This is a genomic window from Mariprofundus sp. EBB-1, from assembly GCF_003665155.1.
Taxonomy (GTDB): Bacteria; Pseudomonadota; Zetaproteobacteria; order Mariprofundales; family Mariprofundaceae; genus Mariprofundus.
On record NZ_RCFQ01000001.1, the window covers coordinates 54,339 to 80,196 of the forward strand.

General features: G+C 46.6%; 29 protein-coding genes. 20 read left to right on the forward strand and 9 right to left on the reverse strand.

Features of this window, described 5'->3' with window-relative positions; genetic code table 11:
- Window positions 1-79 precede the first annotated feature (79 nt).
- The 13 genes from D8Y20_RS00265 (at window position 80) to aat (ending at window position 12,570) form a co-directional block, all read left to right on the forward strand.
- The gene (locus D8Y20_RS00265; protein ID WP_121541025.1) at window positions 80-457 is read left to right on the forward strand and encodes an STAS/SEC14 domain-containing protein; all 378 of its coding nucleotides are present in this window, start codon (window positions 80-82) and stop codon (window positions 455-457) included.
- A complete protein-coding gene (locus D8Y20_RS00270) occupies window positions 454-759 on the forward strand; it encodes a YajD family HNH nuclease (protein ID WP_121541026.1) in 306 nt (101 codons plus the stop codon). Before D8Y20_RS00265 ends, D8Y20_RS00270 begins: the two co-directional genes overlap by 4 nt.
- A gap of 289 nt (window positions 760-1,048) precedes the next feature.
- A complete protein-coding gene (gene carB / locus D8Y20_RS00275; RefSeq protein ID WP_121541027.1) occupies window positions 1,049-4,267 on the forward strand; it encodes a carbamoyl-phosphate synthase large subunit in 3,219 nt (1,072 codons plus the stop codon).
- A gap of 40 nt (window positions 4,268-4,307) precedes the next feature.
- Window positions 4,308-4,781 (forward strand): transcription elongation factor GreA, encoded by a 474-nt coding sequence (gene greA, locus D8Y20_RS00280; RefSeq protein ID WP_121541028.1) that lies wholly within the window; start codon window positions 4,308-4,310, stop codon window positions 4,779-4,781.
- 51 nt (window positions 4,782-4,832) lie between these two features.
- A complete protein-coding gene (locus tag D8Y20_RS00285; protein ID WP_236075153.1) occupies window positions 4,833-5,327 on the forward strand; it encodes a DUF4149 domain-containing protein in 495 nt (164 codons plus the stop codon).
- Window positions 5,327-6,400 (forward strand): AI-2E family transporter, encoded by a 1,074-nt coding sequence (locus D8Y20_RS00290; RefSeq protein WP_121541029.1) that lies wholly within the window; start codon window positions 5,327-5,329, stop codon window positions 6,398-6,400. The genes D8Y20_RS00285 and D8Y20_RS00290 overlap by 1 nt, the downstream gene beginning before the upstream one ends.
- A gap of 236 nt (window positions 6,401-6,636) precedes the next feature.
- Window positions 6,637-7,299, forward strand: coding sequence for a tetratricopeptide repeat protein (locus tag D8Y20_RS00295; RefSeq protein ID WP_121541030.1), 663 nt, complete (start codon window positions 6,637-6,639; stop codon window positions 7,297-7,299).
- Window positions 7,300-7,311: 12 nt separating this feature from the next.
- A complete protein-coding gene (locus D8Y20_RS00300; RefSeq protein WP_121541031.1) occupies window positions 7,312-8,550 on the forward strand; it encodes a PQQ-binding-like beta-propeller repeat protein in 1,239 nt (412 codons plus the stop codon).
- A gap of 33 nt (window positions 8,551-8,583) precedes the next feature.
- A complete protein-coding gene (gene der, locus D8Y20_RS00305) occupies window positions 8,584-10,032 on the forward strand; it encodes a ribosome biogenesis GTPase Der (RefSeq protein WP_121541032.1) in 1,449 nt (482 codons plus the stop codon).
- 2 nt (window positions 10,033-10,034) lie between these two features.
- On the forward strand, window positions 10,035-10,481 hold the full coding sequence (locus D8Y20_RS00310) for a type II toxin-antitoxin system RatA family toxin (protein ID WP_121541033.1): 447 nt from the start codon (window positions 10,035-10,037) through the stop codon (window positions 10,479-10,481).
- A complete protein-coding gene (locus D8Y20_RS00315) occupies window positions 10,481-10,789 on the forward strand; it encodes an RnfH family protein (RefSeq protein WP_121541034.1) in 309 nt (102 codons plus the stop codon). Before D8Y20_RS00310 ends, D8Y20_RS00315 begins: the two co-directional genes overlap by 1 nt.
- 66 nt (window positions 10,790-10,855) lie before the next feature.
- Window positions 10,856-11,953: a glycerate kinase gene (locus D8Y20_RS00320; protein WP_121541035.1), complete on the forward strand. Its 1,098-nt coding sequence runs from the start codon at window positions 10,856-10,858 to the stop codon at window positions 11,951-11,953.
- Window positions 11,950-12,570 (forward strand): leucyl/phenylalanyl-tRNA--protein transferase, encoded by a 621-nt coding sequence (aat, locus tag D8Y20_RS00325; protein WP_121541036.1) that lies wholly within the window; start codon window positions 11,950-11,952, stop codon window positions 12,568-12,570. Before D8Y20_RS00320 ends, aat begins: the two co-directional genes overlap by 4 nt.
- A gap of 77 nt (window positions 12,571-12,647) precedes the next feature.
- Here the strand turns inward: aat and D8Y20_RS00330 are convergent, their stop codons facing one another.
- From D8Y20_RS00330 to D8Y20_RS00345, 4 genes are all read right to left on the reverse strand, one after another.
- On the reverse strand, window positions 12,648-12,914 hold the full coding sequence (locus D8Y20_RS00330) for a Txe/YoeB family addiction module toxin (RefSeq protein WP_121541037.1): 267 nt from the start codon (window positions 12,912-12,914) through the stop codon (window positions 12,648-12,650).
- A complete protein-coding gene (locus D8Y20_RS00335; protein WP_121541038.1) occupies window positions 12,911-13,165 on the reverse strand; it encodes a type II toxin-antitoxin system Phd/YefM family antitoxin in 255 nt (84 codons plus the stop codon). The genes D8Y20_RS00330 and D8Y20_RS00335 overlap by 4 nt, the downstream gene beginning before the upstream one ends.
- A gap of 307 nt (window positions 13,166-13,472) precedes the next feature.
- Window positions 13,473-14,132 (reverse strand): homing endonuclease associated repeat-containing protein, encoded by a 660-nt coding sequence (locus tag D8Y20_RS00340; RefSeq protein ID WP_121541039.1) that lies wholly within the window; start codon window positions 14,130-14,132, stop codon window positions 13,473-13,475.
- A 99-nt stretch (window positions 14,133-14,231) separates the two neighbouring features.
- Window positions 14,232-14,927, reverse strand: coding sequence for a toll/interleukin-1 receptor domain-containing protein (locus tag D8Y20_RS00345; protein WP_121541040.1), 696 nt, complete (start codon window positions 14,925-14,927; stop codon window positions 14,232-14,234).
- Between the two features lie 244 nt (window positions 14,928-15,171).
- Between D8Y20_RS00345 and D8Y20_RS00350 the strand changes: the two genes are divergently transcribed.
- On the forward strand, window positions 15,172-16,053 hold the full coding sequence (locus D8Y20_RS00350) for a DUF4438 domain-containing protein (RefSeq protein WP_121541041.1): 882 nt from the start codon (window positions 15,172-15,174) through the stop codon (window positions 16,051-16,053).
- Between the two features lie 33 nt (window positions 16,054-16,086).
- A complete protein-coding gene (locus D8Y20_RS00355) occupies window positions 16,087-16,884 on the forward strand; it encodes a carbon-nitrogen hydrolase family protein (RefSeq protein ID WP_121541042.1) in 798 nt (265 codons plus the stop codon).
- Window positions 16,885-17,183: 299 nt separating this feature from the next.
- Here the strand turns inward: D8Y20_RS00355 and D8Y20_RS00360 are convergent, their stop codons facing one another.
- From D8Y20_RS00360 to rnd, 3 genes are all read right to left on the reverse strand, one after another.
- Window positions 17,184-17,651 carry a tRNA (cytidine(34)-2'-O)-methyltransferase gene (locus tag D8Y20_RS00360; protein ID WP_121541043.1) on the reverse strand — a complete coding sequence of 156 codons (468 nt, stop codon included), beginning with the start codon at window positions 17,649-17,651 and terminating at the stop codon, window positions 17,184-17,186.
- Between the two features lie 106 nt (window positions 17,652-17,757).
- Window positions 17,758-18,390: a hypothetical protein gene (locus D8Y20_RS00365; protein ID WP_121541044.1), complete on the reverse strand. Its 633-nt coding sequence runs from the start codon at window positions 18,388-18,390 to the stop codon at window positions 17,758-17,760.
- Window positions 18,387-19,592 (reverse strand): ribonuclease D, encoded by a 1,206-nt coding sequence (gene rnd / locus D8Y20_RS00370; protein WP_121541045.1) that lies wholly within the window; start codon window positions 19,590-19,592, stop codon window positions 18,387-18,389. The genes D8Y20_RS00365 and rnd overlap by 4 nt, the downstream gene beginning before the upstream one ends.
- 181 nt (window positions 19,593-19,773) lie before the next feature.
- Here rnd and D8Y20_RS00375 point away from each other — a divergent pair, with 181 nt between their 5' ends.
- Both D8Y20_RS00375 and D8Y20_RS00380 read left to right on the forward strand, forming a co-directional pair.
- A complete protein-coding gene (locus D8Y20_RS00375; protein ID WP_121541046.1) occupies window positions 19,774-20,862 on the forward strand; it encodes a PD40 domain-containing protein in 1,089 nt (362 codons plus the stop codon).
- A gap of 39 nt (window positions 20,863-20,901) precedes the next feature.
- Entirely contained in the window at window positions 20,902-21,948 is a 1,047-nt protein-coding gene (locus D8Y20_RS00380; protein WP_236075156.1) for a hypothetical protein, read from the forward strand.
- A gap of 67 nt (window positions 21,949-22,015) precedes the next feature.
- On the opposite strand, the gene D8Y20_RS00385 is transcribed toward D8Y20_RS00380, so the two are convergent.
- Entirely contained in the window at window positions 22,016-22,261 is a 246-nt protein-coding gene (locus D8Y20_RS00385) for a zf-HC2 domain-containing protein (RefSeq protein ID WP_121541048.1), read from the reverse strand.
- A complete protein-coding gene (locus D8Y20_RS00390; protein ID WP_121541049.1) occupies window positions 22,258-22,830 on the reverse strand; it encodes a sigma-70 family RNA polymerase sigma factor in 573 nt (190 codons plus the stop codon). The genes D8Y20_RS00385 and D8Y20_RS00390 overlap by 4 nt, the downstream gene beginning before the upstream one ends.
- Before the next feature lie 103 nt (window positions 22,831-22,933).
- Here D8Y20_RS00390 and murI point away from each other — a divergent pair, with 103 nt between their 5' ends.
- From murI to serA, 3 genes are all read left to right on the forward strand, one after another.
- Complete coding sequence (gene murI / locus D8Y20_RS00395) at window positions 22,934-23,746, forward strand: glutamate racemase (protein ID WP_121541050.1); 813 nt, start codon at window positions 22,934-22,936, stop codon at window positions 23,744-23,746.
- 78 nt (window positions 23,747-23,824) lie between these two features.
- Window positions 23,825-24,019 carry a Rho termination factor N-terminal domain-containing protein gene (locus D8Y20_RS00400; protein WP_121541051.1) on the forward strand — a complete coding sequence of 65 codons (195 nt, stop codon included), beginning with the start codon at window positions 23,825-23,827 and terminating at the stop codon, window positions 24,017-24,019.
- A gap of 240 nt (window positions 24,020-24,259) precedes the next feature.
- A complete protein-coding gene (gene serA, locus D8Y20_RS00405) occupies window positions 24,260-25,852 on the forward strand; it encodes a phosphoglycerate dehydrogenase (protein ID WP_121541052.1) in 1,593 nt (530 codons plus the stop codon).
- Window positions 25,853-25,858 lie beyond the last annotated feature (6 nt).

Sequence of the window (25,858 nt, forward strand, 5' to 3'; positions counted from 1 at the left end):
TTGAAACCACTGATTGATCATGTGAAGGCTGTGCATATACTGTAATGTGCAAAAAAATGAATCGACCAGGGAGGCAAACATGATCGAAGTTGAAATGAATATTAAACATTCGGTGCTCACTATCAGGCCGGTGGGACCATTGAGCCAACATGATTTTGTTAAAGCTGCCGTGCTGGTTGATCCGCTTATTGCGAAAAACGGTGATCTGACCGGCATAATTATTCAGGCAGAATCTTTTCCCGGTTGGCATGATTTTGCCGCCTTGCTTGAGCACTTTAAATTTATTCGGGATCATCATCAGCATGTCAAAAAAGTTGCTGTGGTGTCAGATTCGAGTGTGTTGACCATCTTTCCCCATATTGCTGCTCACTTTATCCGTGCTGAACTCAAACATTTCCACTTTGACGCATATGATGAAGCCATGGCATGGATTATTGTTGATGAGGAGGGAGCATGAGCAACGAGAGTTACAGGGAGCAGGCATTAAAACTCTACCCATGGGTGTGTGGTCGCTGTGGTCGGGATTTTGCTGGCAAGCAGCTACGTGAACTCACAGTGCATCATAAGGACCATAATCACAGCAATAATCCACCGGATGGTAGTAACTGGGAACTGCTCTGTATCTACTGCCATGATAATGAACATCAGCGTTATATGGAGGCAGATGCCCAGGGGTCATTGCAGCGAGATGAGGGAACGGGGTCGACATTTAAAGGGCTGGCCGGGCTCAAGGATCTATTAAACAGTTCCGATAAATGACGCTGACTTGACGATTACTGTTGTCCTTAGAGAAATGTGTGTTGATGAGATTGGTTGATTGCATCATAAATGCGTTTGAAACGATGTGATTTTGAGATCTGTCTTTCCCCATGAATACTATCGCGTTAGTATCCGCAAAATTGATGGGTGAGTTGCGAACTTACCCTTTTTTTGTGTCTGAAACAGATTGTTTGAAATAAGATTGTTTGGAAATAGATTATTTAGATAGCTTGTCTGAATGAGGTGTTTGCAACCGAATCCTTCCATGTATAGGAGTTGAATTAAACGCATGCCACGTAGAAATGATATTCAATCCATTATGATTTTAGGGGCTGGTCCAATTGTTATTGGTCAAGCTTGTGAATTCGATTATTCAGGCGTCCAAGCCTGTAAAGCCCTCAAAGAAGAGGGATTCCGGGTGATTCTGGTGAACTCTAACCCGGCGACTATTATGACTGACCCGGAATTTGCCGATGCTACCTATATCGAGCCGGTGACTTGGGAAGTAGTCGCAAGTATTATTGAGAAAGAACGGCCGGATGCGATTCTGCCAACCATGGGCGGACAGACCGCACTGAACTGCGCACTCTCGTTGAATAAGCACGGTATTCTTGAAAAGTTTGGTGTGCAGCTGATTGGTGCGCAGCCTGATGCCATTGATAAGGCCGAAGATCGGGAACGTTTTAAACGGGCTATGGATGATCTTGGACTTGAAATGGCGCGCGGTGGCTTTGGTCACTCGATGCAGGAATCGCGTGAGATTGCGGCAAATATTGGATACCCGATTATTATACGCCCATCCTTCACGCTCGGTGGTTCCGGTGGTGGTATCGCATACAATCCTGAAGAGTTTGAACAGATAGCGGCATCCGGTCTGGATGCTTCTCCGACTGATGAAATTCTGATTGAAGAATCGATCATTGGCTGGAAAGAGTATGAGATGGAAGTGATGCGCGATCACGCCGATAACTGCGTAATCATCTGCTCCATAGAAAACCTGGATCCGATGGGCGTGCATACCGGTGATTCGATTACTGTTGCTCCGGCTCAGACCCTTACCGATAAAGAGTATCAGCGTATGCGTGATGCTTCGATTGCGATCCTGCGTGAAATTGGCGTGGAAACAGGCGGCTCCAATGTGCAGTTTGCAGTCAATCCTAAAGATGGTCGCCTGATTATCATTGAAATGAACCCGCGTGTGTCGCGTTCGTCAGCGCTTGCTTCAAAAGCTACCGGTTTCCCGATTGCTAAAATCGCTGCCAAGTTGGCGGTTGGCTATACCCTGGATGAAATCCGTAATGATATTACCGGTGAAACCTATGCAGCATTTGAACCAACGATTGATTATGTGGTTACCAAACTACCGCGTTTTGCCTTTGAAAAGTTCCCCGGTGCAGATGCGCGTCTGACTACCCAGATGAAATCAGTGGGTGAAGTGATGGCCATTGGCCGTTCATTCACTGAAAGCCTTGGTAAAGCCATGCGTGGCTTGGAAGTAAGTTCTTGTGGTTTTGATAAACAGGTGCCGGATGATGTTGATGCGGCTGCTTTTTTTCAGGAGATGTTAGCAGTACCGGGTGCCGAACGTTTGTGGTGGGTCGGTGAAGCACTCAGAGCGGGTTGGTCAGAAGAGAAAGTGTTTGATGTAACCCATATCGATCCATGGTTTGTGCGTGAAATTGCTACTGTGATTGCCATGGAAACATCATTGGCAGGTCGTAAGGTGGATGAGCTTTCTGCTGTTGAGTGGAAACATCTCAAGCGAGAAGGTCTTTCTGATATGCGTCTGGCTATGTTGCTTGGCTGTGATGAAAGTACGGTGCGTTCAACACGATCTGCTGCCGGTGTGAACCCTGTCTTTAAACGTGTCGATACCTGTGCAGCTGAGTTTGAAGCGAAAACACCATATCTCTATTCAGCTTATGAAGATGAATGTGAAGCCGCACCGACCGATAAGAAGAAAATTATGGTGCTTGGTGGTGGCCCCAACCGTATTGGACAGGGTATTGAGTTTGATTATTGCTGTGTACATGCAGCATTTGCACTCTCTGATGATGGCTATGAAACCATCATGGTAAATTGTAACCCTGAAACGGTCTCTACCGATTATGATACATCCGATCGTCTCTATTTTGAGCCGCTGACATTTGAAGATGTGATGGCCATTGTTGATGTGGAGAAGCCTGTCGGTGTGATTGTGCAGTTTGGTGGTCAGACACCATTGAAATTAGCAGAATCACTGGAAGCTGCCGGAGTACCAATTGTCGGCACCAGTCCTGATATGATCGATCTGGCAGAAGACCGTGAACGTTTTCAACAACTGTTACATGATCTTGAATTGAAGCAGCCTGAAAATGGCACTGCCCGTTCAACCGAAGAAGCTGTCGCTGTTGCGTGTGAAATCGGTTATCCGGTTGTTGTGCGCCCATCATATGTGCTCGGTGGCCGTGCGATGCAAATCGTTCACAATGAGAAGGGTCTGCTGCGTTATATGAAAGAGGCTGTGCAGGCATCCCCCGATCATCCAGTACTATTGGATCGCTTCTTGAACGCTGCCATTGAATTGGATGTGGATGCGTTGGTTGATGGTGAGCGGGTTGTCATGGGTGGCATTATGGAACATATCGAGGAAGCCGGTGTGCATTCCGGTGATTCTGCATGTTGTCTGCCGCCACACTCTATTTCAGATAGCATTATTGAAGAAGTAACGCGTCAAACCAAGGCTTTGGGTCTGGCTCTGAATGTGAAGGGTTTAATGAATATTCAATTCGCCATTCAGGGTGAAGTGATCTATGTGCTGGAAGTGAACCCGCGTGCCAGTCGTACCGTACCCTTTGTATCGAAAGCGACAGGTAAGCCGTTGGCCAAGATAGCGGCCCGCATTATGGTGGGGCAGTCACTGGCTGAGCAGGGTATTGATGAGATTCCTCAGCCAAAATATTTCCGTGCGGTTAAAGAAGCAGTGTTCCCGTTTGTGAAATTCCGTGGCGCTGATTCGCTGCTTAGTCCTGAAATGAAGTCCACTGGTGAAGTGATGGGTATCGCTGAAACCTTTACGGCTGCATTTTCTAAAGCGCAGCTTGGTGCTGGTGTGTTGTTGCCGGAGTCTGGTCGTGCATTTATTTCGGTACGAGAAGCAGATAAAGCTGATGCAGTTGAAATTGCGCGCGTTCTTGCCGATGCCGGATTTGATTTGCTGGCAACCAGTGGCACACATCAGGCATTAACAGACGCGGGTTTAGCATCTGAAAGCGTTGCGAAAGTAACCGATGGTATGCGTCCACACATTGTTGACCGTTTACTTAGTGATGATGTGAATCTGGTGATCAATACCACCGAGGGCGAACAGGCGATTAAAGATTCCAAGTCTATTCGACAGGCAACACTGGATCGCGGTATTGCTTATTTTACCACCATGGCTGGAGGGCTTGCAGCAGCACAGGCTATTGCAGGGCAATCAGATGTAACGGTAGTGAAAAGTATTCAGGAATATCATTCATTACATTGATTAGATAGAAATATCATAGAGGAAAGAGGTAAGGCAGAATATGGAACGAGTGCCAATGACTAGGCAGGGCGCGGAAGCCTTGAAAGTGACTATCGCGTATTTGAAAGGTGAAAAAAGGCACAAAATTGTGGCTACAATTGAAGAAGCACGTGCACATGGTGATTTGTCAGAAAATGCCGAATACCATGCAGCCAAAGAAGAGCAGGGCATGAATGAAGCGCGTGTGAAAGATCTAGAAGACAAGATTGCGCGCGCTCAGATTATCGATCCTGCGTCTATTACATCTGACAAAATTGTGTTTGGTGCAACTGTTAGATTGCTTGATATGAATGAAGAAACTGAAATAATTTACCAGATAGTCGGTGTTGATGAAGCCGATATTGAACATGGTAAAATTTCTATTACTTCACCGATTTCCCGTGCCTTGATCGGCAAAGAAGAGGGTGATGTGGCTGCGGTGCAAGCACCACGTGGTGAACGCGAGTATGAAATTCAGTCCATTGAATATATTTAACTTGGCCCATTCATGGGTTTCCCCCATAGCTGGTAGGGGCGTTGCATTAAGATGATAGCGATTGATTGTATTCGTATTGGTGCAGTTCGCTTGTGTCTGGCCCTGATCTTGGGGCTGCTGGTTGTATCCGGTTATGTGGTGGTGCCCGTGTTGTTTGCCAAAGCTGGTTCTACCACGCTGGCGGGATCACTGGCCGGAGATGTGTTCCATATGGCCAATACAAGCATTCTCATTCTGGTTGCTACTGTAACGGTTTTTTGGTTGCGTATGAAGAAATCCGGTGCGGAAATCGGCAAGCTGCGCTGGTTATCTCTTATCGTTGTTCTATTGATGGTAGTGGGGAATGAGTTTGGTGTGTCACCTATTATTGCTGATCTTAAAGCTCAGGCTGGCCCTATAGATGCCCTGGCCAAGGATGACCCGCAGCGGGTTATGTTTGGTCTATGGCATGGAGTGAGTGCAGTGTTTCATTTGATCGCTTCATTAGCAGCGGCTCTGTTGGTTGCTGCGGGTGTTATGAGAGCGCCCCGGGTTTCTCCGCGCTGATGGCAATTATTTCCGCTTGGTTGCGCAACCGATTATCAGATACCGAATTGGTGATGTTGTTATCATCATTATTGGTCATCTTTGTTCTGCTTATTTTCACAGCGCCTGTTCTGGCTCCGGTATTATTAGCTGTTGCGATGGCCTATGTGCTCGATGGTGTTGTTGAATTGTTCGGGCGTTGCAAATTGCCGCGTATGCTGGCGATCGGGGTGGCTGGTGGTGGTGCCATGTTGATGCTGATGTTCACCATTCTGGCGGTTTTACCATTGTTAACAGAGCAGGTTGGGCGGCTGGTTTCTCATGCTCCACAGTATGTGCAATCGATGCGCGAGATGTTACAGCAGTTGCAGGCCAATCATGCGGAGTGGATTAATCCGATCTATATCCAGAAATTGATTGCCGCAGTAGCTGCACAATTGCAGGAGTGGGGCGGGGCACTGTTAACCATCTCCATCGCATCTATTCCGGGCATGATTACCTTGCTGGTCTATGCGGTACTGGTGCCGGTGATGGTGTTCTTTTTCCTGAAAGATAAAGAGGTCATTATCTCCTGGGGTCAGCAGTTTTTACCATCGGATCGCACCTTGTTGCAGCGCGTCTGGTCTGAACTGGATACGCAAATTGGTAATTATATTCGTGGAAAGTTCTGGGAAGCTTTGATTGTTTCTGTATCAATGTGGCTTGTTTATTGGTGGATGGGGCATGAATATGCACTGCTTTTGGCTGTATTGACAGGCATTTCTGTTTGGATTCCATTTGTTGGTGCAGCAGTGGTTACTTTTCCGGTTATTCTGCTGTCGTTCTTTCAATGGGGTTGGACGGATACGATGGCGTATGCAGTTATGGCCTATGCTATTGTTCAGACAATTGATGCTAATATAGTGGTGCCCTGGTTGTTTTCGGAGATTGTTAATCTGCATCCGGTAGCCATTATCGTGGCAATTCTGGTATTTGGCAGTCTATGGGGAATTATTGGCGTGATCATTGCCATACCGATGGCTGCATTGGTGAAAAGCGTGGTTTCTATTGTGTTGGAAAGACGTTCTGACTTTGTCAGCGTAGAAACAGAGTAAAAGAAATGCTGAAAAACTGCGTCCATGTAAATTTCAGCAGGCAAAGAAAAGTGCGATTTTTTCCTTTGCTTACAAAATCATGCGCGCAAGTGCTTGATTTTGGCAGGCCGTCGATGGCCTGCGCGGAGATTCTGAATTTTTTCAGACTATCCTTAGATTGACAGGGGCTGGGTGGCTTTTAGCTTGCCAGCCTTATGATGGGCTAACGCATTGTATTATGAGAAGAGGATTAGAGTATGAATGATAAAACATCTGAAAAGGTTACTGTGATGCCTGAAGAGAATGGCCCATTGAAAGAAGAGATGGATGAACTCAAACGTGAAATGCGTTCGGCGAAATGGTCTGATTGGGCTGAGTCTCACAAAAATGAGATGATTGGTGCAGTTGCGGCATTGGTGATTGTGTTGATGCTCAGTGGTATGTGGATTGAGCGACAGCGCGCCCAGAGTGAAACTGCGGCAACCTTGTATCAGCAGGCCATTAATGCAACGGATAACAGTGAGAAGAAGGCCTTGCTTGAGAGTGTGATTAAACAGTTCACATCCAACAGTTATGCTGCACTGGCCAGTATGCAATTGGCACGTGTGGATTCGGCCAATGCTGAAAAACATCTGCAGAGACTGCTTCAACATGGCAAGGTCATGGAAGAGTGGGCATGGCAGGCGCGTCTGGATTTGGCTGAAATTAAAATTGCTAATGGCGATAAAGCTGCCGCAAAAGCCTTATTGGAACAGGTTGTAGGTAAACAATATCAGCAATTGCGCTATTATCTATTGGCTACATTGACTGAGGATGCGGCTGAAAAAATAACGCTATTACAGAAAGCGCTGGATGCTGTATCCAATGACGCTGTGCTAAAACAGAAGATTGAAACCTTGCTGCCTCAGCAAGCAGCCTGATTCAGGTATCCGATGTCATTAGCTATACGTACTTCTCTAATCGCACTCTCCAGTGTGATGATGTTGTCGGCCTGTTCGACCGTGTCATCATTATGGTCAGATCAGACAGAAACTGAAAATGTGAAAGCACAGACTACTACCTCCATGGATAGCAAGCACGGCAATGCTTCATCTAACGGTAGTGATGTTGCTTCCGCTTCTGGCTCCATTGATCTGGTGTGGAGTAATAATGTAGATCAGCGCAAACCTGCTTCTCCAATGGGCTTTAGTGTACCTACTGCGGTGCAGAGCTCGGCTGGTGAACGTATTATTGTCGGTGGTCAGGATTACCGTGTGCGTATTTATAATGCGCAGGGTAGTGAGTTGAATCGCATTGCACTCAATGAGGCTTGTGAATCGGCTGCGTTGCAGATGTCGAATGGCCTGGTGATTGTTGGTGATCTGGGTGGAACAATTTACGCCCTGGATATAGATCAGGCAAAAGTGATCTGGTCTGTGGGTCTGTCAGCGGCGCTGATTGGCAGTCCGATTGCATATGGCGATGGTTTTATTATTCAGACATCGAATAATCAGCTTTATCGTTTTAGTCATGATGGTAAAAAAATATGGAGTTATTCGGACGCGCTTGGTGGCCTGAGTATGCATTTATCTCCGTCACCTGTTGTTTATAAAGGACGTGTCTTTGCAGCGCTGAGTAATGGCGATGTGGTCGCCTTGAATGCGGATACGGGTAGTTTTATCTGGAAACGCCAGCTGTTATTGAGCAATAAAGCATCGGTGATGAGCGAATTGAAAGTGCCAGTTGCGATGCCTTTGTTGATCACGGCTAAGCAATCCGGTCGTGATGAAGATGTGTTGCTGGTTCCTGTGTTTCAGGGGCAGTTGTCATTCCTCTCTTTGCTTGATGGAAGTACATTGAGTAATCGCAAAATTTCGTCTAAATCCTCACCTCTATTGGTTGGTGATCAGGTGTTTGTTGCTGATACATCGGGCGCATTAAGTGCTTTGAATGCCCTGGATGGAGAAACGACCTGGAAACAGCAGTTGAGTGATGGTGAATTGACTGGCCCGGTGTTGTGGCAGGGCAGTCTCTGGGTAGCCGATGATCAGGCTACGGTTTATCGCCTGAGCCAGTCAGGTAAATTATTAGCCAGCAAAGATCTGGATGGGCGTATTGATCGTTCTCCAGTAGTTGGTAAAAACGGTATATTGGTGCGCAATAATCTGGGCTCCATCTACATGCTGCGTTAAAGCGTAGCTGGAAGGTATATTTTGACTGAAGACATGAATGAAAAGCCCACTGGTGAGATTGGTGAGCATAAGGTGGCCCGACTTCCCGTCGTAGCGATTGTAGGCCGTCCTAATGTCGGTAAGTCGACCCTGTTCAATCGACTGGTGGGTAAACGCAAGGCGATCGTTGGTGACCGTCCCGGTGTGACGGTGGATAGGCTAGAATCAGAATGCGGATTTGGTGCACGTGAAGTGGTGCTGGTGGATACTGGCGGCATTGGTGAAGGCACACATGATGTGATGCAGCCGGCCATTGATGCTCAAGTTGAAGCGGCTCTTGCCGTGGCTGAAGTAGTGCTGTTTGTGGTAGATGCGCAAGCGGGTTCGACACCTATCGATGATGCCATTGCCGATAAACTGCGGCGTCAGCATATGCCGGTGTTGGTGATTGCCAATAAAGCCGAAAAGCCGGGTAGTGAAGTGGAATTTTTCAGGCTTGGTATGGGTGATCCGATTGCCGTATCTGCCGCGCATGGTGAAGGCATTCGCCGCTTGGCAGATCTCGTTGAACGGGTGATTCCTGAAGCCCATGGTGATTTCTTATCGGATGCTGAGTGTAATATGCTCGCGTCAGTTGCCGTAATCGGGCGTCCGAATGTGGGTAAATCCACGCTGATCAATGCATGGCTGGGACGTGATCGCATGGTCGTTAGCGATATCGCAGGTACCACGCGTGATGCGATTGATAGCACCGTGCCGTTTAAGGATGGCACTGTACGTTTGGTAGATACCGCTGGTCAGCGTAAACATGGTCGCCTCTCCGATATTATTGAGTTTGTAGCGCGCGTAAAAGCTGTGCAGGCATTCAAACGTGCCGATGTGGCCGTGATGTTACTCGATGGTGGCGAAGGCATTGTTGAGCAGGATATGCGCTTGATGCAATTGGCTCAGGATGAAGGCTGTGCGCTTATCGTTGCAGTGAATAAACTTGATCTGCTTACATCGGAAGAGTGGAAATATTATGCCGAGCGTTTGAATTACAGGATGCGTGGTATGGCGGATATTCCTGTTTACCGTATTACAGCCAGCCGTCTAAAAGGTGTTAAACGCCTGCTTGAAGAAGCAGTCAAAGCAGCCGGGCGCAATAAATTTGAACTTGGTACCGGCCCGCTCAACCGCTGGCTCACCGAGGCCCAGGAAACGCAGCATCCACCATCCGATGGCGGTTCACTGGTGCGCTTGAAATATGCCTCTCAGATTGGCAGTTGCCCGCCGAGTATTAAAATTTTCTGTAATCGGCCGCAGGGATTGAAAACCAGTTATAAACGTTATCTGGAACAGTCATTTAGAAAGAGTTTTGCGCTGACCGGTGTACCAATCCGGTTTACATTCTCAGCCAGTAAAAATCCGTATCAAACGGATGCAAGGCCCAGTCTTAAGAAATCAGCAGAAAAAAGGTCCGGTCATAAAAAATCGCATCAATCAGATAAAAGGCATAAGTAGCTTTGCGCAGCTTTGAAGAAACGCGAACGGTCAACTGTTCGGTAGATGAGATGTTTGATATCGTATTGGATATCGAGGCATATCCGATGTTTCTTCCATGGGTTGCTGGCGCAACACTCTTAACAAAAGAGTCGGGTGAACTAACCGCAGAGTTGATTGCTGATCTGGCAGGTTCCCGTCACAGTTTTCAAACGATTGATCGTTTTGTAACCAATAAATTGATTGAAATTCGTCTGTTGGAAGGCCCTTTCCGTTTTTTGGAAAGCATATGGACCTTTGATGCTATGGATGATGGTACCTGTAGGGTACATTTCTCCATCGAGTTTGAATTTCGCAGTATGATGCTTGATCTGGTGGCCAGTCCTATTTTTTCTACCGCATGTAAATCGATGGTGTCTGCATTTGAAAAACGCGCCATTGAACTTAAACCAATTGCAGAGGGAAGCTGATGCATGTATCTGTGATCTATGCCTTGCCGCAAGAACAATTTATTGAAGAGTTGGATGTGGCTGAAGGGACAACAGCCGAAGAAGCAGTACTGATGTCCGGTTTGATGGATAAACACCCTGAGATCGATCTGAAGGTCAATAAACTGGGTATCTTTGCCAAGCTGGCAAAAGGCACGCAGGAACTTAAAACAGGTGATCGTGTAGAGATTTACCGTGCTCTACCTGCCAAACCTCGCAATGCCCATGCTGCAGATGATAAAAAAGAGCGCATCCGTGCCAGAAAAGCTTCCCGCGCCACTGCTAAATAAGTGCCGTTACCCTTTTGAACTTTGGGCTATGACGGCTCGCTATCATGTTGAAATAGATAAAGTTAAATGCGTATATTGATTGCTCCTGATGCATTTAAAGGGACGTTGACTTCGCGTCAGGCTGCTGCAGCCATGGCGGCTGGCATCGCTTCGGTGAGGCCTGATGTGGAGATAATCACTATGCCGCTGGCCGATGGTGGTGAGGGCACTCGGGATATTTTTCAAAACCTCTATGGTGGTGTGGTGGCGCATGACATACTGTTTTTTGATGATCATGGCCGATCCTCTGTCTTGATTGAATGCGCTACGTTGATTGGTTTGAATTTGCCATCCATGCAAAAAATCAATGTGTTTGAGCGTGGCAGTAGTGCCCTTGGAAGAAGCTTGCTGACAGCATTGCAGTCAGGTGTACTGGATGTGCGGGTTGCGTTGGGTGGCAGTGCCACAGTAGATGGTGGCCTGGGTCTGTTGATGGCATTGGGTTGTCGCGTACTGGATGGTGATGGACTGCCAGTTTCTGCTGATCTGAATGGATTGATGCAGGCCAGAAGCATTGAAGCTGGTGGGCTGAGTGCGCTATTCAAGGATGTATCGATCACTATCTTGTCTGATGTTCAGAATCCGTTGTGTGGGCATGATGGGGCTGTTTGCGTGTACGGGGCCCAGAAGGGTATAAAAGCCGCTCAACTATCATCTGTCGAGGCTGCAATGCGCCAATGGGGTGCTTTGTGTGAGAAAGTATTTGGACTTTCAGTCCATGAATCTGCAGGAGCAGGTGCGGCTGGCGGTATTGGTTTTGCGATACAATTGTTGGGGAAATGCTGCAATGTGAAGCGTGTGTCAGGTGCTGAACAAGTAATGTGTGCCAGTCACTTTGATCAGTTGGTGCATACGGTGGATTGGGTTGTGACCGGTGAAGGGCGCAGTGATGCGCAGACCTTGCATGGGAAACTGCCGTTCATGGTGGCGCAACAGGCAAACAAGGCGGGTGTGCCTACCGTACTGATTGCAGGAGAAATATTGGATAAGCAAGCGTTGCAGGACTATTTTGCTGAGATGATCAGCGCTACCCCTGAAGGTGTGTCCATAGCGCAAGCTATGCCGCGTGCTGAGGCGTATCTGGCAGATGCTGCGGCGCACTGGGCGCAGGAGGCATTATCATGATTGAGTTTCCTGATCCTTCACATGCCGATGAAAATGGTTTGCTGGCAGCCGGTGGAAATTTGCAGCCGCAAACATTATTGGCGGCGTATGCCAAAGGGATATTTCCGTGGTATGCTGAAGATCAACCGATTTTGTGGTGGGCACCCGATCCGCGTATGGTGCTGTTCCCGGCCGAGTTTCACTGTTCAAAACGACTGGCGCGTCGTATGCGGAAGGATATTTATACGGTCTCTTATGATGAGGGTTTTGATGCGGTGATTGCTACATGTGCCGATATTCCGCGCAAAGAGCAAGATGGCACATGGATTTTGCCTGAAATGCTCACAGCTTATCGTCGAATGCATGAGCTTGGCCATGCTCATTCGGTAGAGGTCTGGGAAGGTGACGCGCTAGTTGGTGGCTTATACGGCGTGCTGTGTAATCAGATCTTTTTTGCCGAGTCGATGTTTAGTAAACGCATTGATGCATCAAAAGTGGCGCTGGCCACACTGTGTGAAATTGCCTTGCGGGAAAAGTGGAAGTTGATTGATTGCCAGTTTCATACAGATCACCTGCAAAGCCTAGGTGCGAGAGAAATTTCGCGCGATGAATTTATAAGCCGGATCACTTGCGAATAGTGAGCATGTTTTATGAAACATACCACGTTGAATGAGGGGATGGAGTGAAACGGAAGTCCTTCGCTAAGCTTATTGGATTAACCTTTTTCATAATGATATTTACAGGCAATTACTGTGATATGAGTGTCATTAACGGCGTAAACCAATCGATTAGCATCATCAATTCTGCGTGACCAGAAACCTACCAGATTTTCTTTCAATGCCTCTGGCTTTCCAATGCCTGAAAAAGGACTCCGAAGTGTATCGTCGATCAACCTATTGATGCGTTTCAATGTTTTTCTATCTTGACCCTGCCAGTACAGATAATCTGACCATGCGGCATCGGTCCAGGCTAAATGTCTCATTCGCTCAATAAATCTTTTTCTTGCGCTTTTCCTTGTCTGAATTGCTCAATGGATCTGCTTAGATGCTCAGCATTTGCGGGAGATTTTAGCAAATAAACTGTTTCCATCAGGCTATTGTAGTAATCCAATGACATGACAACTGCATCTTCACTGTCTCGTCTTGTAATAACAGTGCAGTCAGCGTCATCTATGACGTGATTCAATACAGATTTAAGATTATTCCTTGCTTCAGTAAATGAGACTATATTCATTTTAAGCACCTCACATGTACAACTTATAGGGCAAGTGTAGGACTTGCAGTATGTTGTGCAACTTATTGTACATGTTGAATGGTTTTATCATATAAGGTTAACGGCTTTTAAGGGGCTACATGCGCAGTAAGTTTAGGAGACATAACACCTAATAAGTTGATGGTTATGGAATTGAGTATTGCGTCCCTAGAACTTGCGAAGTTCTCATTGTCAGATCAAGTCAGAACTAATACAAATAATTATTAAGTGAACGAAATGTCATTGCTGTTATGCATCAATGATAGACCTGACCCTACTTATCCTATACTCACAAATTACTTTTCCCTAAATTACATTTTGAACATAATGTTTGTAAGTTTTCTAAAACTGTATCCCCACCTTTGCTCCATGCAAGAATATGGTCAATGTGTAGCTCCACACTTTGGTCTTTTGCGGGGCTTGCACCGCATTGATTGCATGTGAAATTGTCTCTTTGCATTACCTTAAAACGTAACCTCAATGATGGGTCTCGACCTGTTTTTCTTTGTTGTTGTTTTGGTTCGGCCATATCAGGTGCTGTAAGTTCCTCACCGTTAGCCCAGATAACAAAGCTTTGGAGCGCATTTGTCCATGTTGTAAAAGCACGATTATAAGGACTCTGTGAATATGATGAAATTTCGTTGGTTAAATCAGAGCGTCTAGGTTGGCGACCTAAATGCTCCCAAAGATTTAGAATGTTTTCAAAAAGCTTCTCATTTGGAACGTTGTTTACATTTGATGTTTTAAGTCCAGATTTTTCAAGAGCTTTATTCCATGTACCAAATTTACGGCTCGCTGTTGTAACATCATACTTACCATGCTCACCATAAAGGCGCTGTGTTACTTTTTCGTTACTTAACTCCTTTGCGACTCTCTTTAGGTCATCAATTATTTTTTGCTCACTTACAGGAGTATTCGGAGCTTTTATAAATGTAAATTGATTATCCATAATTCCTTATTGGGCTAACGACTAAGCTAAGGGGCGACAAAAGACGAGAGCCTTTTGTCGCCCCGCTTAAGCGTCTTGTTAGAACATAAGACCACAGAGTTAAATCTCAACTAACTCTGCGATTTTTTTTGCGACAACTTCCATTGAATCTTCAGAAGTATCCAGGCCAGTTCTAGAGGCTAGCATGGGGCTGACATTTCGTAGAGCTTCATAAGAAGTGTCGTGTACGATAGGAATGAGCTGATTACCGGCCAATAGTGTTGAAAGCTCTTTGTCGGCAACACTCTCTTTTGGTAGGCGTTCCAGCATTGCGGGGGTCACCAGCACAAGCCCTATTCGGGATTTCGCTAAGCCCTTGTCGATGGCGCGCATCATTGGCACACCAAGTCCAAGGTCCTTCTCGCTGAACCAAACTTTGACACCAGAAGCCTCAAGCAAATCGTGCAGCTCTTTGGCTACTCCTTTACGGTCGCCCCAAGCATGACATAGAAAAACATCACGAAGATCAGGTTGCAGCGCTGCTCGAGACTCAACGGCTTCTCGGATTGGTGTGAGTGACTGCACTTGGGACGTCGTATACGACACGGACGAACCCGCTTTCGACCAGCGCGGCCTTGAACTGCTGCTGGACCTGCCTCCGCCGGTACCATAGCTACCCCTGCTGCTGCCCGACGAGGAGTAGGACGGGGACGATCCGAAGCTGCTGTAGCGGCCATAGCGGCCACCGCATGCAGGACAGGCCGCTGCCCCGCTCGCTGTGCGATGTCCATTTACTGGTGCTGTGCATCTAGCCATGTCGTAATCCTCTCATTTTGTAATAGTTATTTCATCTACTCTTCTAGCCCAGCTTATTAGTAGGTATAAATATCTTTTTGATTGATGCACCTTTTGTATACCTCCAAGCAACCCTTTCATGTTTTAGCGTAGACGATAATGCTCCATTGTCAAAGTGTTGCTATAGCGGTTCATTGCAAAAATGGGTGTTTTGAGATAACAATTGGGAAGCTTTGTTTATTCTCTCAAACCAAAAGGAATCTTTATGAGTCTGAAAAATAATCGTGAACAACTGGTCAAAACTGCTGTGCAGGGGGCTGTTGCACCGGCGCATCAATGGGCGCCGTTTGAAGTGGGGGCGGCAGGCGAGGTCTTTGCCTGGCCATCGACTGGCGGCATCACCTATAACGTTAAGATTGGTGATTCGGTGTTTGGTTGGGCCGGTGAACATATCGAGCCGGGTGTTTCTTCGACCATGACCCATAAAAATCGTAAGTGTGAATCGGGTTATCAGTTTTTGTCCTGCTGTGGCAATGAGGCTATGGTGATCTCCGGAGCGGCGAAAGGAGCTAAGGGTACGGTGTTGGGGCATCACGGTGGTGTTGAACATTTGATGCTCGATTTTCCTGATCAGACGCTGGATCAGCTTACCTGCGATGATAAGTTCTTGATTCGTGGTTATGGACAGGGCCTGAAGCTTATGGATCACCCTGATGTTTATATTTACAACCTGGATCCGGATGTGCTGGAGGCGTGGGGCCTGAAAGAGCTGGAAGATGGTAAAATTGAAGTGCCGGTGCATGTGATTGTACCGGGTCATGCTATGGGCTCAGGCATTGGCGCATTGTCAGTTGTGACTGGTGATTACGATATTCTCTGTCACGATGAGGAGACAGTGAAAGAGTATGGCATGAATAAGTTGCGTTTCGGTGATTTTGTGGCTGTACTGGATCATGATAATCGTTATGGACGCACCTATCGAAAAGGAGCTATCACGATTGGGGTGGTTATTCATTCTGATTCACCATTGGGCGGCCACGGACCGGGTATGATGACCTTGATGAGTGCATGTGAGGGTAAGCTGGTGCCGGTCTTAAGTGATGATGCGAATCTTGGCGTACTCAAGGGTATTGGTCGTTTTGCATAAGATGTTCTCTGTCGTGATAGTGGGGCTGATGATATGCGTGTAGCGTGTATTCAAATGTGCTCAGGCATTAATCGCGATGAGAATCTTGCCACTGTGGAAAGGTTATTGGTTCAGGCGTGCGAGCAAGGGGCAGAGCTGGTTGTGCTGCCGGAGACATTCTCATTTATGGGCGGTTCTGAAACAGAGAAGCGAGCCATGGCTGAGCCGCAGTCAGATTCGATAGTGTTGAGCTTTTTATCGGAACAAGCAGCCAAGCATGAGATGATGATTATTGGCGGTTCAGTGCTGCTGAAAAGTGAATCGAATCATATTCGAAATGCATGCCCTGTCTTTGACGCAAAAGGATCATTGTTGGCGGTGTACAATAAGATGCATCTCTTTGATATGGAATATGAAGGCGAAGTTTATCATGAGTCCGACTTGATCAAAGCAGGTAATCTTCCTGTATCAATACCGGTCGGTGCTTTTAAGGCTGGCTTGAGCATCTGTTATGATCTTCGTTTTCCAGAACTGTTTCGTCATTATGTCGAAGATGGCTGTGACCTGTTGTGTAATGTGGCTGCGTTTACAGCGGTGACCGGACGTGTGCATTGGCAGGTATTGCTGCAAGCCAGAGCCATCGAAAACCAATCATATGTGCTGGCTTCTGGACAGGCTGGAACTCATCCGGACGGGCGACACACGTGGGGGCATAGTATGGTCATAGACCCATGGGGAAGGGTGCTTTGTGAACTGGCCGAAGGGGAGGGTGTGATCGTGGCTGATTTATCGAAAAAATATCTGGAGCAGGTGCGAAAATCACTGCCTGCTTTGCAGCATCGCCGCCTGTAGGTTAGCTGGATTGCAGGCTTGAATTGTGCATAAAATTGCTTGACTCTGTCCAACGCCTTGCGTTTAAAGGGCTTTTTCCACTATCCACAGAAGCTGTGGATAACTTAGTGGATAACAATCCGCTTTGTTATAAGTAGCTTGCCTGACTGAATACGTTACCCTGTATGCCTAAAATATAATCAGTATAATAAGTTTATGTAAATCATATATTTACAATATTAATGTAATGTTGATTTTAACCTGCGGCTGTAATTGTTAAAGAATCTTAATCAGCTTGTCGTGGCGGTGGATAGTTTCCCTTATTTCAATGAATTCAGTTGTCTGAGTGCTTCAAAGGTAACAATTGAACATGCCGATGAGAGATTTAAAGATCTAACCGGCGCATCCTTGCGCATGGGGATGGTTAAGCTTTGCAGGTCGCCTAACACTTCGGCACTGAGTCCGCGTGTCTCTGGCCCGAAAACCAGCACATCACCGGCCTGGAAACTGGCATCCCAATAGCTGTTTTCGACCTTGGAGCTCAGGCCGAACCAGTTGCGATCTAAACCAATTGCCTGGCGTGCTTCCTGCCAGTTTTGATGTTCTTGAACATCCATGTGTTGCCAGTAATCCAAACCGGCTCGCCTGAGCTGTTTATCGGTGATTTCAAAACCCAATGGATGAATGAGATGTAGCTTGCAGCCAGTACAAGCGCATAGCCGCGCGATATTACCTGTGTTGGGCGGAATTTCAGGCTCAAAGAGAACGATGTGTAAAGGAGTTTTCATGATTACCCAAGACTTAGTCAGCCACAGCAAGAGTGCAACTATCAGTATCTTTAGCGGGGCTAAGATGACTATTACAAGGTCACCGAAGGTAATAAGTGTTGAGTGCTTACTGCTCGTGTTGCCAGTTGCAAATGGCACCTATGGTTTCATCGTGTTCGGGTAATTTTTCCAGATCAGGCACAAACACATTCATGTTTGAAGACTTTAAATGCTCTAACCAACCAGCCAGAAATTGACGGTAAAGATCATCCATCATCTGCGCGTTGGCAGCAGCTACTGGACCAACGTAATCTTCACTGGAAGCGATCTCTCCACGCACAGCAATATCGAGGTTGTTCATGATTGAAGTCTGTTGTGTGTTTAGTGCTTTGAACTGACCTGCAATGTTGAGGTAGACAAGCCATGGGGTGCCTGCTTGAAGCTGTTTGAAGCAGGCTAGCATTTGTGCTTTGTCGGGTAGTGCGGCAGAAGACAGGCGGTGCAGTACGGTATGCGCATATGTACCACGCATTAAAAAGTCGAATCGTCCGGCTTTCTTCTGCGCAGTGAAAACAAGCGCCTTGTCTTTTTTGAGTTTAAGATTGACCCAGGCTTCGGCAGCTTTTTTATCTGTAATACGGGCATCACCAGCTTGTAGCGCTTCCGCATAGATGCATGGGCGCCACTGTTGATTCTCCTGTAAACGCCAGGCATTGGCCCCGGACGGGGACAGTGCATCAATGGAGAAGCAGAACATCATGATAGTTCATCTGCCTTGAATGGTGTGATGGTGGGGAGGCCTGTTTTTGGATTTAAGTGCAGGCATATTTGCCCACGCAGCAGTTTCAACAGATCGTCTCCTACAAGTTCATAGCGCCATCCTTGCAGGCAGGCAAGCTCTGGTGGCTCTGCTTTGCAGCGATAGCCCCATGAGGCCAGTTCAGAGAGATCCGATTTGCTCGATAAGATAGATGCAGAGATTTCACCCTCTTCAGCTTTAAGGCGCACCAATGTATCAAGCATCTCTAATCTGAGATCGGTGCCGGCATGGTTGTGTCGGCGAGCCTGTTGCTTAGGCCAATCGGCTTCATCGGAGTCCATGCCCTGTTGCCAAACTTGAATAATTTCCTCACCAAAACGTTTGACGAAGCCGGCATTGATGCCGCGCATGCGGGTCATGCAGTCCATGTCTAAAGCATCACGACGGGCAATTTCAAGCAAGGGTTCATCTGCAATCATGCGGCGGCGTGGGATATCTCTTTTGCTGGCCATGCGTTCACGCCATGCGGCCAGTTCGCGCAGAGTGGCAAGATTGCGGCCTTTGAGTTTATTGACTCCTTTGACACGCCAGAAAACGGTTGATTCATCATATGCATAGGTGGCGGGGTTGGTGAGGACGCTCTGTTCCTCATCCAGCCACAAAGTGCGACCAGTGGCTTCCAGACGTTGCTGTAGGTGTTGATACACCGGCATGAGCCAGATGACATCATCAGCGGCGTATTCGAGTTGTTTTGCAGTGAGTGGGCGTGCTTTCCAGTCTGTGAACGATTCACCTTTTGCCAACGCCTTCTTCGTAATGCGTTGTACCAGATTGCCAAAACCAACCTGTTGTCCATAGCCCAACAGTGCAGCGGCAACCTGGGTATCAAACAGCGGGGTGGGCAGACGGCCCGATTCTTTGACGAATATTTCAATGTCCTGACGGCCTGCATGAAACACTTTTAAAACATTTGGGTCGCAAAGGATATCCCATAGCGGAGATAGGTCTTCAATACCGATGGGGTCGATGATCCAGCACTGACCATTGCCGTATATCTGCATTAGCGCAAATTCAGCATAGTAGGTGGATTCTCGATGGAATTCGGTGTCGATGCATAGCACCTGACATGCCGCCATATCAGAACAGGCGGATACGAGTAGTGCATTTGTATTAATAAATGGAATAGTAGGTGATTTGGACATGCCGACACACTATCAATGCCGATGCTGTAATAACACCATCGGCTATTATTGGCCGAAGGCATTGTTCTTTGTGAGGCATATGAATTAATTTTTTTATTGGTGACCTGGATCACAAACAACATGAACATTATACGCTAGTGTTGCGGACTTTATGAATAAAATTCCAGTTGCAGGGGTAAACATGAAAATGAAAGTATTATGGGCAGCGTTGCCGATATTGATGTTATCAGCACAGTCAGGAATTGCTTCAAGTATGAGTAAGGGTGTTCAGACACCACTCTATTCCGTATCTCCATTGATTGTAAAAAAAGGTGTGGATAGCACTTACCCTTCAGTGGCGGGTGATTTTTTGGTATTCAGTACGGGTGATGGCACTGAATATCGTGTGGAACGTGTTTCAAAACATTCGCCGGCATCTGCTTCACGTGTCATGAAAACAATGGTATTGAATGAAGCCATTCGTTTTGGTGTGGCTGTGAATGATGGATCGGTGGGCTATGTGAGTAATCGCACAGGGCCAATCGCTTCCTGGATGTGGTTGGGAAACGGTGAGAGCCATGCGGCAATCGCTCACATGGGCGGTTTCTCCGGCAATGCTGCGCCATTTCATTTGAATGCATCACAGGATGGTAAAGTCTGGTGTTTCGATACCAGTTTGCAAAAATTGCGTCAGAATACCATGTTGTCTGAATTTATAAAAAACACCAATTTTGAACTGAGCGGTCAGGCGTGGCGCACCTATGACTCGGATAACTTTCGTTATAAACAGGGTTACAATAACACCGAGACGGGTAAAAAGAATAAATTTGATGCACCTGTTCTGTATGTGTTTAATCGTGTGACATCTCAGCTGAACATGATTCCGAATGCTTTTAATGGAACCCTTTCTTCAGATGGAAAGCACGTGATCTTTGTACGTGAAACAAACGGCAATTATGATTTGTGGATGCAGACGATTAATGGTGAAGAGTTGGTGCAGTTGACCGATTCTAAATATGCTGATTTAGAGCCTCAGTTTAACCCTGATGGTAATAAAATACTGTTTGTATCCAATCGTGCATACGGTGGAGCAGTGACCAAAACATCCCTGTATATGATGGATCTGAAAAGCTATAAAATCACACGCTTAACGAATGCTAAGGGCGCGACTGATGGAGGCCCTGCATGGTTGGATGATCATACGGTTGTATTCCATTCAAATCGTAATCTTAAAAAGCCCCAGTCTGGTGTGGGCTCCAGCTGGAATATTTGGCAATTAAAACTTAAGTAAGTGAACTTCACTATGCATCGAATTGTAGGAATCATGGTCATGCTTTTGTGCTCTGCGCCATCAGTGCATGCAGAAGATTTCCTCAATTGGCTGGAGACAGCTACGGGTTCTCAACATAGAGATGAGGAGTTCGTTGAGGTTGATGGGGCTGAACTGATCACTCTTGAAAGCAGAGAAAGTGAAATGTATCCCAAGGTTTCACCTGACGGAAAATATTTTTTAACGCTATCTACCAATAAACATCATCATATCATTACGCGTCGATTGGTGGAAAATGGTGATCCGATCAATGTTGTGATTGAACATGATGCACAGGCATTGGATTCTATTGCATGGTATGGCGATGATATTGTGACATTTCTATCATATCGTGCTGATAGTCTTGGCTTGTGGCAGAAGCCGGTTGATCGCGGTGTGGTCAAGCGCTTGCACGGTCGTTTGGATGGTGAGTTAATAGACCCTGTCTTGCTGGGGGATGGCAGCATTATTGCAGTGCGTTTGCATGCTCCTGAGCAGCGACTGCATTCTAAATATAAGAAATCGAAGCAACCCAATTTGGCTTTTGATAATTGGAACATAAAAGGCAAGCAACCGCATCTGGTTAGAATTAGTGCAAACGGGGCGGAGGAAGAGCTTGCCGCAGGCCTGAATCCTTCACTGTCTGCCGATGGTGAACGTGTGGTGTTTTCGATGCAGTCAGAACGTAATTGGCACCTGTTTATGATGAATGTGGATGGTTCTGATCTGATTCAGTTGACAGAAGGTCATAGCATTGATGTGCAGCCGACCTGGAGTCCAGATGGCAAGTCGGTGGCTTTCACTTCCAATCGTGCTGATGAAGATGAAGATGACCGTCATGGTGCTAAAGCTAACTGGGATGTCTGGATGATCAGTTATGATGGACGCAATTTGACGCGATTGACAACGGATAAAGCAAGAGATGGTGCGCCTGAATTTGCTAAAAATGGCAGAATTTATTTTCATTCAGATCGTAAAGTAGATAAAGCTGCGCGTGCTGATCATCAGGTGCGTGGTTCTACAAAGGGTTTTCATGTCTGGAGTGTGATGTTGCCAGCTATTAATTAATGGCTGGCTCTTTTTCAAGCATTGTTGGAATGCGCTGGTCGGCCACATTTACGCTAGGAAAGTATCCTTATTTTATGGCGTTCAGATTATTGTGTAGTTGCTGACGTTGTTTCTCAGACAGGCGTGTTTGACCGTAATCGGTTGTATGCATCATGGCAGTGACTTTATGAATAAGTTTGATGTTATGATCAAAATCCCTGCAGTGACTGCACATCGAAAGGTGTAGTTTGAATTTCAGGCGCTCTAATAATGATAGTGGTCGATCAAGGCTGTCAGATGCCAGTTGACTTATTTTCTTACAGGCGTGTCTCATGATCTATTTCCTCGCTCAAACCAGTGAATGTTTAAACATGTGCGTAAAGCAAGTCGTGCTCTGTGTAGCAAGACGTGAAGATGAGTCGATGTAACATCGCATGTCTTACAAGTGGTTTCAGTATCTTCACCTGTAATGTCACGCATGCGGAATACGATCTGCTGTTTTTCCGGTAGTTTGTTGATGCATGATTCCAGTGTTTTATAAAACTGTTCATTGCTGAACAGGTCTTCGGGATTCTCTTTCCATGCAGCGGGGGCGTCACTCCAGCTGCCATTGCTATTGAAATAGGCTGAAGTCGGATCATTCTCCACAGCCTCGCTGAGATTGCGTCCGCGAATTTCACGACGAATATGATCAATGATTTTATGTTTTAAGATGCCGACAAGCCAGGTGCGTATTGAGGATTGGCCGGCAAATTTATCAAAGCCTTTCCAGCCAGCCAGCAATGTTTCCTGTAGCATGTCAGCGGCAAGGTCTTCATTGTGAAGGCGGGACATAGCAAAACGATATAGGTAATCACCGTGTTCATGTAACCAGCTATGTGGACCATCATCAACTTTTTTCATGTAGGGTACTCTGCCCAAAGCATGCATCTCTTCAAGCGTGGTGTATGAGAAGTGAGGAAGTTATTGTTAGTCTTCCGACCAGTTTAAAGGTGATGAGGATTGCATGGAACTAAAAGAACAAAGTATTGGTGTGTTTGATTCAGGTGTGGGTGGGCTATCAGTGCTTACCCATATTCATGCGTCTTTGCCAGATGAGCGACTGCATTATGTTGCAGATTCAGCCTATATGCCTTATGGCTGTAAGTCGGATCAGTTGGTTGAAAGTCGCTGTATGTCTATTGCTGATTTTTTTGTTGAGCAGGGATGTAAAGCGATCGTAGTGGCCTGTAATACGGCAACGGCTGTGGCAGTGCAGCAGCTACGTCTGAAGTATGATATTCCTGTCATTGGTATGGAGCCGGCTGTGAAACCGGCCGTTAATAGTAGTCGAGCTGGCGTGGTGGGGGTGCTTGCAACCAGCGCTACGATTGCCAGTGATAAGTTCAAACAACTTGGCTTGCGGCATGGTTCAGAAGCACGATTGATTGTGCAGGCTTGTCCGGGCCTGGTTGAGCAGATTGAGATGGGTGAACTGAATACAGCGAAAACGCGATCAATGTTGCAGTCGTATCTTGACCCGTTAATGCAAGCAGGCATGGATAGGCTGGTGCTGGGTTGTACGCATTATCCTTTTGTGTCGCCGTTGATTCGAGAGATCATTGGTGAAGAGGTTACCATTGTAGATAGCGGAGATGCCATTGCCCGTGAATTGGAGCGTCAGCTATCGGCGAATGGACTGCTATCATTGGCCAATATTGATGCGCAGGACGAATCGGCTTCGATTGTGTTCTGGAGTAGTGGGGATATTCAAAAAGTAGAGCCATTGATGTCCAAGCTGTGGGGAAAAGCCACAGTACCAAATCAACTTTTGTTTTGATTTCTTGCACTTAGGCGATTGAACGATAATATGCGCCGCAATTAATATAATTAAAAATAAAATTCAAGGGAAAAAATCATGAGTACAAAGAAAGTCACCAAAAAAGAGTTGCTGGTAACAGCTAAAGAGTTGAGCCTGAAAAGTGCTGCCAAACTAAGCAAGAATGATCTGATTCATGCTATTCAAATTGCTGAAGGCAATGTCGATTGTTTCGGCCGTATTGAAAACTGCGACGTTACACCATGTTTGTATCGCGCTGAGTGCCAATCTTAATTCTAACACTCTCTTTTCTGATTAATCTGCGTGGGCCCTTTGTGGCCCACGTTTTTTTTGGGGTATGCGGACTGTTTTCCTGTATGGGTCATGGGCAAAGTTGACCCCCCTGTATGCCGCTATAGAGTGCCCTCGCACTTCACGAAAGTGTGAATTGACGTTCCTCTGTGATGAGCCTGAATCTTCTTTCGTTGGCGTTTTTTTCATTGATGAATAAGTGTTGTGTAGAAGGGGGGCTTGATGCCTAAAGTTTGGATAGCAGATAAGATGTCTTCTCGTGCGGTTGAAGTATTCAAGATGCGCGGTATTGATGTGGATTATAAACCAGGTCTTTCTGATGAAGAGAAACTGGCTATTGTTGCTGATTATGATGCGATTGCAGTACGCTCTTCTACGACATTAAAAGGCGAGTTGCTTGCGGCCGCCAAGCGTGTGAAAGTGATTGGTCGAGCAGGTATTGGCGTTGATAACGTGGATGTGGAAGGTTGTTCTCGCCGTGGTGTCGTGGTGATGAATACACCATTTGGTAATACAATCACGACTGCTGAGCTGGCGGTGGCCCATATTGTGGCAGCTGCACGTATGATTCCTCAGGCATCAGAGTCCACCCGCAAGGGGTTGTGGGAAAAGTCCCGATTTATGGGTATGGAACTTACCGGTAAAAAAGCTGGTGTGATTGGTGCAGGTAATATCGGTGCTATTGTTTGTGATCGTTTGAAAGGACTGCACATGTCTGTGTATGTTTATGATCCATTTATCTCCGATGAGCGTGCCGGAGCGATGGGCGTGACAAAAGTGGAAACCGTGGCTGAGCTGGCTGAAATTGTAGATGTAATGACCATTCATGTGCCGCTGCTGGATGTGACCCGTAACCTGATCAATGCCGATATCATCGGACGCATGAAAAAAGGCTCGATCATCGTCAACTGCGCTCGTGGTGGTATTGTGGATGAAGATGCCTTGTATGCGGCCTGTGAGTCCGGTCATTTAAGGGCTGCGGCACTAGATGTGTTTGCCAGTGAACCGGCGCTCGAAAATCGCTTGTTTGCATTGGAAAATGTCAGTTTTACACCGCATATTGGTGCCTCGACCGATGAAGCGCAGGAAAATGTGGCTGTGCAGGTAGCTGAACAGATGTCTGATTATTTGCTTTCTGGCACTGTAACGAATGCAGTAAATGTGCCGTCACTATCGGAAGAGGAACAGCGCTTGCTGGCTCCTTATCTGTTGCTGGCAGAACGTATGGGCCGCTTTATCGGTCAGACCATGAAGCCGGGTTATTCGCGTGTGAAAGTCAGTTTTGAAGGCAGTGCATCTCATATTAATCGTAAACCATTGATCAATACCATGTTGCAGGGATTGTTGTCGCACAGCATGGAAGATGTGAATGCCGTTAATGCAGGTATGCTGGCCAAAGATCGTGGTATTGAATTATCTGAGTTTGCCTGTGAAACACCGGATCATTTTGCTACATTGATCAAGCTGGAAGTTGAAGGTGATGAGGGTGTGCGTTGTGTCTCAGGCACCTTGTTTGATGATTCACGTCCGCGTTTTGTAAGTTTTGATACGTGTGAAGTGGAAATGGCACCAGAAGGTAATTTGATTGTCATTCATAACGAAGACAAGCCGGGCATGATTGCCGCGATGGGTGCTGTACTGGCTGACGCAGGCATTAACATCGGTGATTTCAGACTTGGACGCAGAGAAGATTCAGCCAATGCCGTTGCGATGATTCAAGTGGATACACCACCGTCTCAGGATGTGATGGACAAGTTGGAAGCGTTGCCTGATATGTTGATGGTGCGTTATGCAGAACTAGGGGATATGAATTGAATCAGG

What these genes read in the sequence shown, in the direction of transcription:
- aat (WP_121541036.1), top strand. Translation starts at nt 11,950, where the DNA reads ATGATTGAGTTTCCTGATCCTTCACATGCCGATGAAAATGGTTTGCTG.
- D8Y20_RS00290 (WP_121541029.1), top strand. Translation starts at nt 5,327, where the DNA reads ATGGCAATTATTTCCGCTTGGTTGCGCAACCGATTATCAGATACCGAA.
- D8Y20_RS00360 (WP_121541043.1), bottom strand. Translation starts at nt 17,651, where the DNA reads ATGAAAACTCCTTTACACATCGTTCTCTTTGAGCCTGAAATTCCGCCC.
- D8Y20_RS00270 (WP_121541026.1), top strand. Translation starts at nt 454, where the DNA reads ATGAGCAACGAGAGTTACAGGGAGCAGGCATTAAAACTCTACCCATGG.
- rnd (WP_121541045.1), bottom strand. Translation starts at nt 19,592, where the DNA reads ATGTCCAAATCACCTACTATTCCATTTATTAATACAAATGCACTACTC.
- greA (WP_121541028.1), top strand. Translation starts at nt 4,308, where the DNA reads ATGGAACGAGTGCCAATGACTAGGCAGGGCGCGGAAGCCTTGAAAGTG.
- D8Y20_RS00335 (WP_121541038.1), bottom strand. Translation starts at nt 13,165, where the DNA reads ATGAATATAGTCTCATTTACTGAAGCAAGGAATAATCTTAAATCTGTA.
- D8Y20_RS00345 (WP_121541040.1), bottom strand. Translation starts at nt 14,927, where the DNA reads ATGGCTAGATGCACAGCACCAGTAAATGGACATCGCACAGCGAGCGGG.
- D8Y20_RS00365 (WP_121541044.1), bottom strand. Translation starts at nt 18,390, where the DNA reads ATGATGTTCTGCTTCTCCATTGATGCACTGTCCCCGTCCGGGGCCAAT.
- D8Y20_RS00300 (WP_121541031.1), top strand. Translation starts at nt 7,312, where the DNA reads ATGTCATTAGCTATACGTACTTCTCTAATCGCACTCTCCAGTGTGATG.
- D8Y20_RS00330 (WP_121541037.1), bottom strand. Translation starts at nt 12,914, where the DNA reads ATGAGACATTTAGCCTGGACCGATGCCGCATGGTCAGATTATCTGTAC.
- D8Y20_RS00320 (WP_121541035.1), top strand. Translation starts at nt 10,856, where the DNA reads ATGCGTATATTGATTGCTCCTGATGCATTTAAAGGGACGTTGACTTCG.
- D8Y20_RS00315 (WP_121541034.1), top strand. Translation starts at nt 10,481, where the DNA reads ATGCATGTATCTGTGATCTATGCCTTGCCGCAAGAACAATTTATTGAA.
- D8Y20_RS00265 (WP_121541025.1), top strand. Translation starts at nt 80, where the DNA reads ATGATCGAAGTTGAAATGAATATTAAACATTCGGTGCTCACTATCAGG.
- der (WP_121541032.1), top strand. Translation starts at nt 8,584, where the DNA reads ATGAATGAAAAGCCCACTGGTGAGATTGGTGAGCATAAGGTGGCCCGA.
- D8Y20_RS00340 (WP_121541039.1), bottom strand. Translation starts at nt 14,132, where the DNA reads ATGGATAATCAATTTACATTTATAAAAGCTCCGAATACTCCTGTAAGT.
- murI (WP_121541050.1), top strand. Translation starts at nt 22,934, where the DNA reads ATGGAACTAAAAGAACAAAGTATTGGTGTGTTTGATTCAGGTGTGGGT.
- D8Y20_RS00385 (WP_121541048.1), bottom strand. Translation starts at nt 22,261, where the DNA reads ATGAGACACGCCTGTAAGAAAATAAGTCAACTGGCATCTGACAGCCTT.
- D8Y20_RS00390 (WP_121541049.1), bottom strand. Translation starts at nt 22,830, where the DNA reads ATGAAAAAAGTTGATGATGGTCCACATAGCTGGTTACATGAACACGGT.
- D8Y20_RS00380 (WP_236075156.1), top strand. Translation starts at nt 20,902, where the DNA reads ATGCTTTTGTGCTCTGCGCCATCAGTGCATGCAGAAGATTTCCTCAAT.
- D8Y20_RS00350 (WP_121541041.1), top strand. Translation starts at nt 15,172, where the DNA reads ATGAGTCTGAAAAATAATCGTGAACAACTGGTCAAAACTGCTGTGCAG.
- D8Y20_RS00285 (WP_236075153.1), top strand. Translation starts at nt 4,833, where the DNA reads ATGATAGCGATTGATTGTATTCGTATTGGTGCAGTTCGCTTGTGTCTG.
- carB (WP_121541027.1), top strand. Translation starts at nt 1,049, where the DNA reads ATGCCACGTAGAAATGATATTCAATCCATTATGATTTTAGGGGCTGGT.
- D8Y20_RS00400 (WP_121541051.1), top strand. Translation starts at nt 23,825, where the DNA reads ATGAGTACAAAGAAAGTCACCAAAAAAGAGTTGCTGGTAACAGCTAAA.
- D8Y20_RS00375 (WP_121541046.1), top strand. Translation starts at nt 19,774, where the DNA reads ATGAAAATGAAAGTATTATGGGCAGCGTTGCCGATATTGATGTTATCA.
- D8Y20_RS00355 (WP_121541042.1), top strand. Translation starts at nt 16,087, where the DNA reads ATGCGTGTAGCGTGTATTCAAATGTGCTCAGGCATTAATCGCGATGAG.
- serA (WP_121541052.1), top strand. Translation starts at nt 24,260, where the DNA reads ATGCCTAAAGTTTGGATAGCAGATAAGATGTCTTCTCGTGCGGTTGAA.
- D8Y20_RS00295 (WP_121541030.1), top strand. Translation starts at nt 6,637, where the DNA reads ATGAATGATAAAACATCTGAAAAGGTTACTGTGATGCCTGAAGAGAAT.